The sequence below is a fragment of the Parageobacillus sp. NEAU-HV-2 genome (assembly GCF_059115485.1).
Window position 1 is genome coordinate 105,692 of the sequence record NZ_JBXUJJ010000010.1, and the last position, 15,281, is coordinate 120,972.

The 15,281-nt window shown below is 45.6% G+C and carries 11 protein-coding genes, 1 pseudogene and 1 riboswitch; of the genes and pseudogenes, 3 read left to right on the forward strand and 9 right to left on the reverse strand.

The annotated features are described in order from the left end of the window. The first annotated feature begins 2 nt into the window (after positions 1-2). From AC1WMD_RS15255 to AC1WMD_RS15265, 3 genes are all read left to right on the forward strand, one after another. Positions 3-479: a (2Fe-2S)-binding protein gene (locus AC1WMD_RS15255; RefSeq protein ID WP_494257858.1), complete on the forward strand. Its 477-nt coding sequence runs from the start codon at positions 3-5 to the stop codon at positions 477-479. A gap of 194 nt (positions 480-673) precedes the next feature. Further along, positions 674-1,105, forward strand: coding sequence for a MerR family transcriptional regulator (locus tag AC1WMD_RS15260; protein ID WP_494257859.1), 432 nt, complete (start codon positions 674-676; stop codon positions 1,103-1,105). Beyond that, positions 1,105-2,262 carry an MFS transporter gene (locus tag AC1WMD_RS15265; protein WP_494257860.1) on the forward strand — a complete coding sequence of 386 codons (1,158 nt, stop codon included), beginning with the start codon at positions 1,105-1,107 and terminating at the stop codon, positions 2,260-2,262. The genes AC1WMD_RS15260 and AC1WMD_RS15265 overlap by 1 nt, the downstream gene beginning before the upstream one ends. A 45-nt stretch (positions 2,263-2,307) precedes the next feature. On the opposite strand, the gene AC1WMD_RS15270 is transcribed toward AC1WMD_RS15265, so the two are convergent. The 9 genes and pseudogenes from AC1WMD_RS15270 to AC1WMD_RS15310 form a co-directional block, all read right to left on the reverse strand. Then, on the reverse strand, positions 2,308-3,465 hold the full coding sequence (locus AC1WMD_RS15270) for a saccharopine dehydrogenase family protein (protein WP_494257861.1): 1,158 nt from the start codon (positions 3,463-3,465) through the stop codon (positions 2,308-2,310). A 28-nt stretch (positions 3,466-3,493) separates the two neighbouring features. Further along, positions 3,494-4,975, reverse strand: coding sequence for an aldehyde dehydrogenase family protein (locus tag AC1WMD_RS15275; protein WP_494257863.1), 1,482 nt, complete (start codon positions 4,973-4,975; stop codon positions 3,494-3,496). Positions 4,976-5,050: 75 nt separating this feature from the next. Next, complete coding sequence (locus AC1WMD_RS15280; protein ID WP_494257872.1) at positions 5,051-6,709, reverse strand: thiamine pyrophosphate-binding protein; 1,659 nt, start codon at positions 6,707-6,709, stop codon at positions 5,051-5,053. A gap of 5 nt (positions 6,710-6,714) precedes the next feature. Next, positions 6,715-7,884, reverse strand: a complete 1,170-nt coding sequence (locus AC1WMD_RS15285) for an LL-diaminopimelate aminotransferase (RefSeq protein WP_494257864.1) — start codon at positions 7,882-7,884, stop codon at positions 6,715-6,717. A 311-nt stretch (positions 7,885-8,195) separates the two neighbouring features. Next, positions 8,196-9,653 carry an NAD-dependent succinate-semialdehyde dehydrogenase gene (locus AC1WMD_RS15290; protein WP_494257865.1) on the reverse strand — a complete coding sequence of 486 codons (1,458 nt, stop codon included), beginning with the start codon at positions 9,651-9,653 and terminating at the stop codon, positions 8,196-8,198. Between the two features lie 335 nt (positions 9,654-9,988). Next, positions 9,989-11,710: a phosphomethylpyrimidine synthase ThiC gene (thiC, locus tag AC1WMD_RS15295; protein WP_494257866.1), complete on the reverse strand. Its 1,722-nt coding sequence runs from the start codon at positions 11,708-11,710 to the stop codon at positions 9,989-9,991. Between the two features lie 150 nt (positions 11,711-11,860). Further along, positions 11,861-11,975, reverse strand: a riboswitch (TPP riboswitch). 58 nt (positions 11,976-12,033) lie between these two features. Further along, positions 12,034-13,287: a methyl-accepting chemotaxis protein gene (locus tag AC1WMD_RS15300; protein WP_494257867.1), complete on the reverse strand. Its 1,254-nt coding sequence runs from the start codon at positions 13,285-13,287 to the stop codon at positions 12,034-12,036. Between the two features lie 257 nt (positions 13,288-13,544). Further along, positions 13,545-13,970 carry a DUF2935 domain-containing protein gene (locus AC1WMD_RS15305; protein WP_043903489.1) on the reverse strand — a complete coding sequence of 142 codons (426 nt, stop codon included), beginning with the start codon at positions 13,968-13,970 and terminating at the stop codon, positions 13,545-13,547. A 99-nt stretch (positions 13,971-14,069) separates the two neighbouring features. Further along, positions 14,070-15,027 (reverse strand): annotated as a pseudogene (locus AC1WMD_RS15310) (amino acid permease); the annotation flags it as partial. Positions 15,028-15,281 lie beyond the last annotated feature (254 nt).

The following is a 15,281-nucleotide window of genomic DNA, read 5'->3' on the forward strand; positions in this document are numbered from 1 at the left end:
AAATGGAATCCTCAACCAAATGTGAAATGCAATTGCTAATAAACGGGGAAATGAGATCTGTTGTCGCCCGCCAAGCTGATACATTGCTCTTTGTTCTCCGTAACGAACTCGGTCTTACCGGAGCAAAGCCTGGCTGTCTAAACGGCGACTGCGGCGCCTGCACCGTATTAGTTGACGGCATCCCAATCAAATCGTGCATGATGCTTGCCATCGAAACGGTTGGCAAGGAGATTACTACAATCGAAGGTCTTCATAATACGCCGATTCAGCGCGCGTTTATCGAACACTTCGCCTTCCAATGCGGCTATTGCACCCCCGGCTTTATTATGAACGCCTACGCCTTGACGGAAACAAAACCCGATGCTGATGATGCCACCATTCAAGAATGGCTCGAATCAAATATTTGCCGCTGCACCAGTTATCAGGAAATCGAAGCGGCTGTAAAAGAGGTGTTAAAACAAAAGCGGACAACCGAATAGTTTCCCTTGCCTTTGAAAGCGACTTTCCCTTTATCGTTGAACGGGATAGCCGCTTTTTTTACCGTTATTTTTCACCCTCTTGACTATATTTTTCCAAATAAATCCTATTTCCCATTGACAAAATCTAACGTTAACGTTAATGTTATATTTATGGTAGCAACCTTTATTACATAAATAAAGCGAGAGGAACGACAATGAAACGGTTCAAAATTGACGACGTCGCCAAAGAAACAGGATTAACAAAGCGGGCGATCCGCTACTATGAAGAAATCGGCTTAATTAAACCCCCTGAACGCAGCGAGAAAGGAACGCGCCTGTATACAGAAGAAGATATTGAGCAATTAAAAAGAGCGATTGCGGCCCGTGAAGTATTAGGGTTTTCCCTGCAAGAGCTGCAGCGTTTTTTAACGCTGAAGGAAAAGATCGAATCCCATCGTTTTGAATACCGCAACGCTAGCGAACAGGAGGAAAAAAGGCAAGAGCTCGAACATGTTGCCGCCAACCTTCGTAAGCAAATCGATATGCTTGAAGAGAAAATGAAAAAAATGGCCCAATTTAAAAAAGAGCTGGAACAAATGGAACAACGAATTCAAGCCATTTTAAACAAAGAAAGGAGAGGATCATAATGGAGGAAGGAAGACAGACACGGGCACGATGGATTACCGTATTTGCGACATTTTTAGCGTTTATGGGAATCGGGATTGTCGACCCGATTTTGCCGGTGATTGCCGAAAGCATCGGTGCGACTCATTGGCAAGTGGAAATGCTGTTTACCGCATACATTTTTACGATGGCAATCATGATGATTCCATCTGGAATGATGGTTAGCCGTATAGGAGACAAACGGATGATGGCAATCGGGCTTAGTATCGTTACGGTTGTTTCCTTATTGTGCGGCTTATCCAATACGATTCCGCAATTATCGATTTTCCGGGCTGGATGGGGGCTTGGCAACTCGATGTTTTTTGCGACAGCGATGACGTTATTAATTGCGTTAACGCCGCAAGCAAGCACTGCCGTTGGCCTTTACGAAGCAGCCATCGGCCTTGGGATGGCAGGCGGCCCGCTTATCGGCGGTCTTCTCGGTCAGCACTCATGGCGATACCCGTTTATTGGAACGAGCATTTTCATTTTTATCGCACTTCTTCTTGTCGTCTTTTTTGTCTATGATCCGAATAAAGGAAAAATGAGAAAAGCAGTTGGCATGAAAGAAATGCAGCATTTATTAACGTTCCCGCCTTTCCTCAAAGGCGCAATCGGCGCAATGCTGTATTACTATGGCTTTTTCGTCGTGCTGGCGTATTCGCCGTTAATCATCGGGATTTCCGCGATTCAAATCGGCTTTGTCTTTTTCGGCTGGGGGCTTTGCCTTGCCTATGGTTCTGCGATTCTTGCACACCGTTTAGAAGAAAAGTATACACCAAAGCAAATTTTGCCTTATAGTTTATTGCTGTTTGCTGTATTTTTGCTGCTGCTATTTATGACGCAAAGCACCTGGCTGATGATCGCTCTTATTATTTTGTCTGGCCTTGTTTCCGGTTTAAATAACGCCTTGTTCACCAGCTATGTCATGGACATATCTCCGTATGAACGCGGAATTACGTCTGGAATGTACAACTTCGTCCGCTGGATGGGGGCTGCGATTGCCCCTGTGCTATCGGGTGTGATCGGTCACTCCATTTCCGCCAAAGCGCCATTTATGGTAGCGATGGTGCTGACGTTAATCGCCTTTGCCTTTCTCAGCTTGCGCAAACAACAACCGTCCGTTACCCAAACAAATTAAGGCTAGTTTTAGGCGGAAACTTTCCACCTAAAACCAGCCTTCTGTTCATTCTCTTACATATTGTTTTTCTTTAATCACTACTCCCCGCTTTTCCATTTCCTTGATGTAAATGTCTCCTGGAACGATTTGCTCCGGCGGATAAACCCCCCGTTTTTGAATGACTCCGCTTCCGATCATTTGCGCGACGACCGAGATTGTATTAGCAGTAGTCCGTGCCATCGCTGTCACGTTGTTTCTGCGGTCTTTAAACGTTACCGTTTCATATTCCAAAATCGTCTCTTTGCCGTTTTTGACTCCGCCGACAATGACCCGCAATAGCACGACATCTTCTTTATCTTTTAAATCCAAGAGCGGCAATAAAACCGCTAAAAGCACGTCGCGCGGCTTCACTTTTTGTCCTTTTACTTCCACCTCGTAATCGTCTCTTGTCAAATTCAAATCGACGAGCAGTTTAAATTTTTCTGCGTGCCCAGGATAGCGGATCGTTTTATATTCCAAGCATTCCAATTGCGGATAAGAATGGGACAAGGTGGACGTCCCGCCTGAAGTATGAAACGCCTCCAGCGGGCCGAACTGATCAAAATAAACAGTTTCGACTTCCGATAAAGACGGAATTTCTTGTTTTTTCCCATCCCGAATAATGAGAGATGGATCGGTATAATGATCAAGCAGCCCTTCTAGCGAAAATACATGATTGTATTCAAGCGGCGGCTCCGGGCGTACAGGAATTCCGCCAACATATAGTTTGATCGATTTTAACTCGTCTAATTTGCTCGCACCGTACCCTGATAAAATATTGATCATTCCCGGTGCGACTCCTAAATCTGGAATGATCGTAACACCGGCTTGTTTGGCGTTTTCATTTAATTGTAATACTCTGTCGGTAATATGATCGATATGCCCACCTAAATCAACGGAATGCACGCCAGCTTCGATCGCCGTTTTCGCTACAATTTCATTAAAACGATAAAATAACGCGTTAACGACAACATCATGTTCGCGCATCAGCGCGGCCAACTCTTTTTCATTCGCTGCATCGACTTGCTTTGCTTCGAGTTTGCTAAAATGCAGCTGCCGGCAAACAGCCTCTGCCTTTTGTATATCCACATCAGCTAACGTGACGGCGGAAACTGCCTCACTTTGCGCTAAATCGCGCGCCGCCTCTTTTCCCATCAGCCCGGCTCCAAGCACCAACGCTTTCATCGTGCCTTCCTCCCTGTTCTCTTTTATGTTACTCCTCGATATCGATTTGTGCCCGTTGCAATTTGCCGCTGAAATCAATATAAACGCTTCTCCATTCGGTAAACACATCAAGCGCCGCAACGCCAGAGTCGCGATGGCCGTTTCCTGTTCCTTTCGTACCGCCAAACGGTAGATGAATTTCCGCCCCCGTCGTACCGGCATTGACATAGACAATACCTGTATCTAAATCGCGCATCGCTTTAAACACTTTGTTCACGTCTCTTGTAAAAATAGAACTCGATAATCCATAATCGACGCTGTTGTTGACAGCGATTGCTTCTTCTAAACTGCTTACCGAAATAATGGAAACAACCGGGCCGAAAATTTCTTCGCGCGCAATGCGCATCGTTGGTTGAACATCGGTAAAGAGAGTCGGAGCATAATAGTAGCCTTTTTGATACTCTCCATCCCGCAGAATATAGCCCCCGGTTAATAGCTTTGCCCCTTCTTCCTTGCCAATTCGCACATAACGGTCAATTTTTTGCAGCGCTTCTTCATTAATGACCGGGCCGACTTTGACGTTTTCATCCAATCCGTTTCCAATCGTTAATGTCTTCATTGCTTCTAGCAATCTATTTTCTAATTCTTCCTTCACCTTTTCATGAACAATGACGCGACTGCATGCCGTACATCTTTGCCCTGACGTACCAAACGCACTCCACAAAATACCTTCTACCGCTAACGATAAATCGGCGTCATCCATGACAATAACGGCATTTTTTCCGCCCATTTCTAGCGACACTTTTTTCAGGCGGCGGCCGCACTTTTCGGCAATCATCCGCCCGACTTCGTTCGACCCGGTAAAGGAAATCACTTGCACGTCCGGATGCTCTACCAACGCATTTCCTGTCGTTGGACCATCGCCGTGAACGACGTTGAACACCCCTTTTGGCAATCCTGCTTCTTCGAATATTTTCGCCAGCTCCTGCGCCATAAATGGTGTTTCTAACGCCGGCTTCCATACGACCGCATTGCCGGCAACAATGGCCGGGAACGATTTCCATGTCGCGATCGCAATCGGAAAATTCCATGGAGTGATGATGCCGACAACCCCAACTGGCACGCGAATACTCATCGCAAATTTATCTTTTAATTCCGAAGGAGTTGTATCACCGAATAACCGTCTTCCTTCACCAGCCATATAAAACGCCATGTCAATTCCTTCTTGCACTTCCCCGCGCGCTTCCTCAAGCACTTTCCCCATTTCCATCGTTAGCAGTCTAGCGAGCTGTTCTTTTCTTTCTTTTAATAAATAGCCGACTTTATATAGCACTTCCGCCCGTTTTGGCGCCGGTACGAGCGCCCACTCTTTTTGCGCGGTCTTCGCTGCTTTTACCGCTGCATCGACATCCGCTTCGATCGAAACCGTCACTTCTCCAAGCGTTTCGCCATTTGCCGGATTAATCACCGGAGCAAATTGTTTGCTAACTGATTCTTTCCATTCCCCATTAATAAAATTCAATGCTTTCACAATACAGTTTCCTCCTTGTCGTTTATTTTCTATAAAAAATTTATGCATCTACTATCATGGCTATTATGCAAATGTTTACCGAGAATTCGACCGCTTTCGCAACTCGTCGATCGTCGCTGTCACGGAAATTTGGTTCGGATCTGTCATGACTTCGATCACCGTTGGTTTTGTTTCGTTAAAGGATTGAATGAGTGCTCTATTAAATTGATCTTCTGTTTCCACGCGAATGCCGTTGGCGTTTAAACATTTCGCTAATTCGGCAAACGATACATGTCCCAAATCCGTCCCGATGACCCGTTTCGGAAAGTGAAGTTCTTGATGCATGCGGATGGTTCCATACATGCAATTGTTAAAGACGATACTAATAATCGGAATATGATATCTAGCAGCGGTCTCCAGCTCCTGCATCGTCATCATAAAACCACCGTCTCCTGATAGAGAAACGACGACGCGCTCCGGGAAAGCAAGCTTGGCGCCAATCGCCGCCGGCATGCCATACCCCATCGCCCCAGAAGTAGGACCAATATACGTATGCTCCTCGGTAAACTGGAAAAAGGTATGGAGCCAGCCGGCGAAATTGCCAGCATCATTCGTGATGATCGCATCGTTTGGCAAATGTTGTTGCAAGCCGGCGATGATCGCTTCATTTAAGTTCCGTTTTTCCGGCGGAAGCGTCGATACTTGCTCATACTGTTTCCGTCTCGCTGCCGCCCAATCACGCCAAGACGGCTGTACGGCGATTTCTAGCAATTTTAAGAGCGTTTCTTTGCAATCTGCTAGGATGGAAATGTCCGGTGGATATACTTTTCCTAATACATCACTGTCGATATCGATATGAATAAGTATCTGATCCGGCGACAGCAAACGATAATCTTGTGTCGTCACTTCCGATAATCGTGTCCCAATGGCGATCACGACATCGGCCTGTTTTACCGTTTCGACAATCGATTTCGGCGTCCCTAATCCAAGATGGCCGACATAAAGTGGATGGTCATTGGGGAACACGTCATGTCGGCGAAAAGCAGCCACCACAGGAATGGAATATTTTTCAGCAAATAACCGCAATAGCTGTTCTGCCTTCGCTAGCTTTACCCCTCCGCCGGCAATGACAACTGGCCGTTTCGCTCTTTGCAATATTTCCTGCACGCTCCGCACATCCTCTGCGCTTGGAACAGGTCTTGGTATATCTACATCCGAAACGATGGCTTCAGCAATATCTTGAAGAAATATATCTTCTGGAAGAGAAATGACGACAGGTCCTGGCCTGCCCGTTTTCGCAACGCGAAATGCCCGCTGCACCAGCTCCGGTATTCGTTCCGCCTCGCGAATTTCCACCGTCCATTTTGCAATCGGTTGGAAAAACCGGTCTAAATCGACCTCTTGAAACCCTTCCCGGCCGCGGAAATGGCTGTGCACTTGCCCTAAAAATACAATCATCGGAGTAGAATCTTGCCTCGCCGTATGGACACCAATCGCTAAGTTGGCCCCGCCGACTCCCCGCGTCGCCAGCACAACTCCGGGTTTTCCCGACGCTTTTGCATAACCTTCCGCCATAAACGAGGCGCCTCCCTCATGGCGAGCAGAAATGAGCTGAATAGAAGGTTCATCAAAAATAGCGTCCATTAGCGGCAAATAGCTTTCTCCCGGCACGCAAAACACATGGGAAATGCCCTCTCGTTTGAGGCAATGAACGATCGCTTTTGCCGCGGTGATGTTGCGGATCGTCTGTTTCACCATTTCTACGCCTCCCAATCAATTTGTTTCCATCGTTCAATCGCTTGCTGTAATCTCTCTATTGGCGCTGATAAAGATACTCGAACATATCCTTCCCCTGAAGGGCCAAATGCCGTTCCCGGCGTCACAATCACACCTGCATCTTCAAGCAGCTTCGCGGCAAATTGTTCGGAGGAATACCCTTTGAAAACAGGAATCCATAGGAAAAAGGTAGCTTTCGGACGCTGCACTTGCATACCCAACGCCTGCAGCGCATCGACCATCATATTCATTCGCTGCTCATAAATTCGGTTATTTTCTTGTACGGAATGATGGTCACTCGTCAGCGCTGCCGCCGCTGCTTTTTGAATCGGAAGAAACTGGCAAGTATCCGTGTTGCTTTTAATAATTGAAAGCGCTTTAATCATCTCTTTGTTTCCGACGATATAACCGATGCGGCAGCCTGCCATGTTGTAGCTTTTCGATAAAGAACCGAATTCGACCGCTACTTCCTTTGCCCCGTTTACTTGTAAAATGCTTAGCGCTTTAAATCCTTGGAAAGTAACAAACGAATAAGCAGAGTCATGGGCGATGAAGATGCGGTGCTTTTTTGCCAGCGAAACCGCCTCGGCGAATGTATCCATGCCGACAGTGGCCGTCGTTGGATTACTCGGATAATTTAAAAACATGATTTTCGCATCTTCATAAATGGTCGAAGAAAGCTTGGAAAAAAGAGGAACATAGCCATTTTCCGCATCGAGCGGTAAATAAACGCTTTTCCCCCGTGCGAAATGCACGGCAGTGCGGTAGACCGGATAGCCGGGATCGGGAATCAACACCGTATCTCCCGGATTGAGCATAGCCTGCAGTAAATGTACAATTCCTTCCTTTGATCCGATTAGCGCTAATACCTCGGTATCGGGATCCAACTGCACTCCATATTCCCGCTCGTAAAAACGCGCTACCGCTTCCCGGTATTCTTTGCACCCCGCATACGGCGAATACGTATAATTGGTTGGCTCGTTTAACTCTTCTTTTAATTTTTCCACCACAAAAGACGGCGGCGGTAAATCAGGTGCGCCGATTCCTAGGTCAATGACATCGACTCCCTTCTTGATCAACTCTTCTTTTTTCCTTTGAAACTGCGAAAATAAATAAGGAGGCATCGTTTGGACGATATCGGAAAACACATTCATCCCTATCCCTTCGCATGAAATAAATACCTTCCCTCTAAATCTATGCTTTTGCTCATTTATTTCATTCACGGCATCCTAAGTTAACAAAAATGATGGTGAGCGGAACCTTCAACCAACCTAACAAAAACCGTTTCATCCAAATAAAAATAAGCGGCCAGTATCATCATTCGATGATGAAACTGGCCGCTGTCTACGCATGCAGATCGCCGGCAAAGGCGCCGCAATAGACTACGCAGTTTTTTCACTATCATACTTATGCATCCAAGAAATCAGTCATGAATATTTTTTATCGCTGCTTTTGGAAATGTCAGTTACAAGGATCGGATCCCCATCGATACATACTTTAATTCGACAAATTCGAAAATCCCTTCTTTGCCGCCTTCTTTTCCGAGGCCCGATTGCTTCACGCCACCAAACGGCGCTTCGGCTACGGCCGGAAACACATCATTAATGCCGACGATGCCGTATTCTAACTTCTCCATGACCCGATACGCGCGGTGAAGCGAGTCAGTGAAAATATAGGCCGCCAAACCATACGGTGTATCGTTCGCTTGACGAATTACTTCCGCCTCCTCGGCAAACGGCTGCAACGGCAGAAGCGGGCCAAATGTTTCCTCGTTCATCACTTTCATCTCTTTCGTTACATTCGCCAATATCGTTGGTTCAAAGAAATATCCCGGATAAGACCCTTTCCATCGTTTTCCGCCGTAAAGAACGAAAGCCCCTTTTTGCACAGCATCGTTTAAATGGTCTTGCACTTTTCTTACCGCTTCTTCGTTAATCAATGGCCCGATATCGGTTGTCTCCTCAGTGCCAATTCCGATGGAGAGCCGTTTCACTTTGGCGGTTAGTTTGTCGAGGAAAGCATCCCAAACGCTCTGCTGCACATAGACGCGGTTGGCGCAAATACATGTTTGCCCACAGTTGCGGAACTTGCTCGCCAGTGTCAGTTCCGCCGCTAAATCCAAATCAGCGTCCTCAAATACGATCACCGGCGCGTGGCCACCAAGTTCCAGCGACAGTTTTTTCACTTGATCCGCGCTTCCTTTCATTAGCAGCCGCCCGACTTCCGTCGAACCGGTAAACGTAATCAGCCGCACATCGGGATGATTCATCCAGCACTGTCCGATCGAAACAGCATCGCCGGTGACAAGGTTGACCACACCTGGTGGGATCCCTACTTCTTCTAGTATCTTTACGATTCGATATGCCGTCAACGGCGTCTCTGGCGCTGGCTTTAACACGACCGTGCACCCAGCGGCAAGGGCCGGCGCTAGTTTTCGCGTAATCATCGAAGCTGGAAAGTTCCACGGAGTAATCGCAGCGACAACGCCAATTGGCTGCGGGATGACCATCAGCCGTTTATGCTTGTTCGAAGACGGGATAATTTCCCCATAGAGACGGTTTGCTTCTTCGGCATACCAGAGAAAATAGCTGGCGGCGGAATCAATCTCCGCTCTTGCTTCTTTGAGCGGTTTTCCTTGCTCTGTTGTTAAAATAACGGCAAGTTCTTCTTTTTGTTCCTTCATTTTTTCATAGGCCGCGTATAAAAATTGAGATCTCTCTCTTGCCGTTTTCCCTGACCAGTCCGAAAACGCCTGGCGGGCGGCCCGTACCGCTTGTTCTGCATCTCTTTCATCCCCATGCAAAACTTCTGTAATCGTTTCCAATGTCGCAGGATTTTGGACTGGAAGCGTTTTTCCGCTTTTGGCGTCCTGCCACGTTCCATCAATAAAAATCGTTTGCGTGTAACGCGAAAAAGTGTTCATATTTATTCCTCCCCCAAAATAATTCAAACCAGTTGCCGATAAATCCTAAGCATCTCAATGCCACTATATAAAAAACGGGAAGGAAAAATGACAGAAGCATGAAACAAAAAAACTCCCTCATTCCCGCTTTTATGAAAGGAACAGGAATGAGAGAGGCATTCTCTCATATTTTTCAATAATATAAAATCTCAACATATTGACACTTGATACATTTTCGCATAAATGGCGTTTCTAAAAATGCATGGCGGCAGTTTCTTTGGATGTGAGCAATTTGCCGTTCTAATTTAGAAATTTTCTCTTTCAGCTCAACAATCTCCTTCTGCAGCGCCTGAACATTATTGGTAGAGGGAGGAACCATGTTCGACAAACTCCTTCGCTTTTTGTTTCATCCCTTCTTCTTTAACCGCTCGTTGCAAATCATGCGAGATTTTCATCGAGCAAAACTTTGGTCCGCACATCGAACAAAAATGCGCGACTTTCGCTCCTTCCGCCGGCAATGTTTCATCATGATATTCCCGGGCGCGGTCCGGGTCGAGCGAGAGATTGAATTGATCGTTCCAGCGAAACTCAAAGCGTGCTTTCGATAGCGCATCATCCCGCTGCTGCGCGCCTGGATGTCCTTTTGCCAAATCAGCGGCGTGGGCGGCGATTTTATAAGCGATGACTCCTTCGCGCACGTCGTCTTTGTTCGGCAATCCTAAATGCTCTTTCGGCGTCACATAACAAAGCATGGCCGTTCCGTACGCGCCGATGATCGCCGCGCCAATCGCCGATGTAATATGGTCATATCCCGGCGCGATATCGGTCGTGAGCGGACCTAGCGTATAAAACGGCGCGCCTTTGCAAATTTCCACTTGCTTGTCGACGTTTTCCTTAATTTTATGCATCGGCACATGCCCCGGCCCTTCGATCATCACTTGTACATCATGCTTCCACGCGATTTCCGTCAATTCTCCGAGCGTTTCTAATTCGGCAAACTGCGCTTCGTCATTGGCATCGGCAATCGACCCCGGCCGCAATCCGTCGCCAAGCGATACGGCAATATCGTACGTTTTTAAAATCTCGCATATTTCTTCAAAATGCGTATATAAAAAGTTTTCTTCGTGGTGTGCTAAACACCATTGTGCCATAATCGAGCCGCCGCGTGAAACAATGCCAGTCGTTCGATTGACTGTCATTGGTATGTAACGAAGCAGCACGCCCGCATGAATCGTAAAATAGTCTACCCCTTGTTCCGCTTGTTCGATGAGCGTATCACGGTAAACTTCCCACGTTAAGTCTTCGACGACGCCGTTCACTTTTTCGAGCGCTTGATAAATCGGAACCGTCCCGACAGGTACAGGGGAATTGCGAATAATATATTCTCGTGTCGCATGAATATGTTTTCCCGTCGATAAGTCCATAATCGTGTCTGCTCCCCAGCGCACCGCCCAAAGCATTTTTTCTACTTCTTCTTCAATGGAGGATGTTACTGCGGAATTGCCAATATTCGCGTTAATTTTTACATGAAAACGACTCCCAATAATCATCGGTTCACTTTCCGGATGGTTAATATTCGAAGGAATAATCGCTCTGCCTGCGGCAACTTCCTGGCGCACGATTTCCGGATCTATATTTTCACGAATCGCAACAAATTCCATCTCCGGCGTAATAATCCCTCGTTTTGCGTAATGCATTTGCGTCACAGTTTTTCCTTTTTTTGCGCGCAGCGGTTTTCTCTCGAAAGGCAGAACAATCTCGGATTGTTTCCCATTACGAAATCCGTTATCTTCCGGTTTCACGGGACGACCTTCGTATTCTTCAACATCCTCTCTTTCTAAAATCCATCGTTTTCTTAGCGTCGGCAATCCTTTTTGAATGTCCGGCTGAAAATCAGGATCGGTGTAAGGACCGCTTGTGTCATAAACACGAACAGGTTCATTTTCGATGATTCCTGTTTCCGTCTTTGTCGGACTTAACGTAATTTCTCTCATCGGAACGCGAATATCCGGCCGTGAACCTTCGACGTACACCTTTTTACTGGCAGGAAATTGCATGAAAGATGGGATGTTTTGCATGTAACTTCTCCTCCTTCAAAATAGTAGTGAGGACCTGAAGTTACACCAAAACGCGGGGCAAGATAGGAGAATATATGCGGAAATAAAAATCGGGTTCTCTAAAAGAACCCGATGGAACGCAAATAGCGAAACGTACGCAACAAACACATACACTCCCGCTATCTACTTCCCTACGCTGGCATAACCCAGATCAGGTTCAAAGGGTCAAAGAACTTAAGCGCGTTCTTTTCTCAGTCCAAGCTATTGGACTCCCCTAGTAGATAAGCGACAAAGTTATTTAATTTTCTTAATCTTAACATGTTTATAAAGCAATGTAAACAGTTTTATACCGTAAACCGCTTCAACATCGTTTGCATATCTTCTGCCATTTTGTTTAACGACGAGGCGGACGAAGCAATTTCCTCCATCGATGCCATTTGTTCTTGTGTCGCCGCCGAAATGTTTGCTGCTCCAGAAGAAGATTGTTCCACAATCTCTGTCATGTGCTCAATGGATGCAGCTACCCGTTGCGCGTTTTCCGTCATTTGCCCGATCGATGTGGATACTTGTTCGATTTGGGCATTGACTTCGCTGATAGATTGGCGGATTTGTTCAAACGATTGTCCAGCCGTTTGCGCAACATCGAGCCCTTGCGATACTTCGCTAACTACTGTTTCCATCGATTCAATCGCTTTTTCCGTTTCTTCTTGGATATAGCCGATCAGCTGCGAAATTTGCTGTGCGGACTGAGCAGACTGTTCCGCCAATTTGCGAACTTCATCCGCCACAACGGCGAACCCTTTTCCTTGCTCCCCAGCTCTTGCTGCCTCAATCGCCGCATTTAAGGCAAGCAAATTCGTTTGCGAAGCGATGCCTGTAATCACTTGGGTGATTTGGCCAATTTCGTTCGAACGCTCTCCAAGACCTTTGATAACTTGTCCAAGTGATTGAACATGTTCATAAATAAACTGCATTTGCTCTTCCATTTGCGAAATCGACTGTTTTCCGGATTGCGCTTTTGTCGATGTTTCATTTACGTTCGTTGAGACGTGCTTCGTATTCGTCGCCACTTGCATAAGCGTATCGGAGATATCGTTCATCGCTAACGATGTTTCTTGCACCGTCTTTACTTGCTGTTCCGAACTTAAGGAAATCGTCTCCATTGTTGACGCAATTTGTTCCGCTGCTTTCGTCGTTTGTTCCGCGATGGCTGTTAACTGTCCGGAAAATTGCGCCATCTCATCGGAATGGCGCTGAATGTTGGCGATGACTTCCTGCCACGCTTGGGCCATGTTATTGAGCGAGAGTGCGATCGGCTTTAATTGTCTTACTTCATTCATAGGAACACGTGTGGACAAATCTCCATTTGTCATTTTATCTAAATGATGATTAATAATAGCAATGGGTGCGATAAATCGCCGATAATTCAACATAGCGGAAACGATGCCAAGAATGGCTCCAAATAATACCGTAATCACAAATGTCCACCAAAACGCTGCGCCACGGATGTCATTTCCTAAACATATACCAAGGTTGATTAAAGCGGTACCGGGAATGACAACGAACATCGTGCGTAAAATATAACTATGTAACGACAACCTTCTCCCTCCCCTTTTTTTCTGTATATAAATAATTTTACTATCAATTATAGAATGCGAGCAAGAAACCCCCTAGTTTTCAGCTATAGGGATGAGAGCGAGCGTCGGACGGGAGAAGGGATTCCCCCAGGAATCCCCCTTCCTTTAGGCATGGAGAATGATCAAGTCCGAGAATTATTTTTGCATTACTACTTTCTTATTGAGCACTCTCGTTTCCAAACACGCAAAATGCCTATCCGAAGCGAATAGACATTTCCTTATTTTCTATATAATAACAATTGCGCGATGCCAACAAAATATTCTGACTCACGAATAATATGGTTCAGCACTACTTTTGCCGTTGGATTTTTGCTTACTGCTTTGCTTTCCGTTTTTATTTGTTGGCATAACTTAATAAAATCAAGACTTTGCTGTAAGCAATGAGATACTAACTGCAACACTTGTTGGTAAAGCTGATAAGGAACGTAATACCCCGTGCGAATGACCGACTCAATGTACCTTACTACTTGCTGATGCGTCGCAGAAAGTACTTCTTCCCATTTTTTCAGTGCCTCAACATATGAGGGCTCTAAGCCGCTAACAAGCTCGCGAATAACAACCGTATGCTCCTCTTCTTGATGTTTCCAAAATTCCGCTTCGTCTAAAATACGCAGCGGCATTTGCTGGCCATAATAAAATTGCATATCTTCCCCCTCCCCATTTTCATCTTTTCGTTTTATGTGTATGGGAAAAAGAGGAAAGATATGCTTATCCTCCGCTAGTATACGTCATTTACCTTTTTGTCATGCTCTTACGCCTTCTCTAGCGTTTATTGTTTGATCTCTATGTATTTCCTTCATTCGTCTTTTTGCCACAAGATGATAATAAACATAGCAAGCAACGATAAATGGGATGCCGCAATATAGAGCCATGCGCTGGTCCTGGAATAAACGCAAGACTGATAATAATGACTAGATTGAATGCAAAAGCAAGAAGCGGAACAAATGGATAAAGCGGTGTTTTATACTTTAGTTCACGAACATCCCCACCTTGGCGAAGAAATGCTTTTCTTCCTAAATAATTAGATAAAGCGATCGACGCCCACACCGCCACAGCGCCAAATCCTGCAATCGACGTTAACCAAACATAAACAGTGCTTTCCGCGTAAATGCTGCATAATAAGGAAAGGCATCCAATGACCATACTTGCGATAAGTGCGTTAATCGGAACACCATTTTTCGATAGTTTGCTAAAAAACGGGCTAACCATCCCTTGGCGAGACATCGACCATAATACACGCGATGTGGCATATAGGCCGGAGTTGGCGACCGATAACACTGCCGTAATAATAACAAAATTGATAATGTCTGCCGCATACGGGATTCCGATACTATCAAACACAACAACGAACGGGCTTTCAACTAAACCAGCCTTTTCCCACGGGAACAACCCGGCAAGTACAAAAATAGCTAGAACAAAGAAAAGCAAAATGCGCCATACCGTGTTGCGAATCGCTTTTGGGACCGTTTTTTCCGGCTCTTTGCTTTCTCCCGCCGCAACACCAACCAATTCCGTTCCTTGGAACGAAAAATTAACAACGATCATTGTCACAAGAATAGCACCAAGCCCCTTTGGAAATAGCCCGCCATGGTCCGTAAAATTGGAAAGCATTGGCGCTGGTTGGCCGTTTTTCATGCTAATAATGCCAAACATCGCAGCTAATCCTAAAATAATAAACAATATCACCGTTACTACTTGTAAGCGCTTCACAAAAATTAGAAAGAATATTTATATTTATTTTAATATTAACATCAAAAAAAGAAGAAATGCAAAAACTTTTTATTAGAATATTAAAAATATAAATCAAATATTTATTCTATCGTTCATAAAGGTACCGTCAAGAATTTTGTGTAATGTAATGGGGTAGGGTTTCTCTGAAATGGATTTGGAATGAATAGGGAACTAGTTTCCTCCAAACAGGAGACTGAATATTCAGTCTCCTGTTTGGAAAGGGA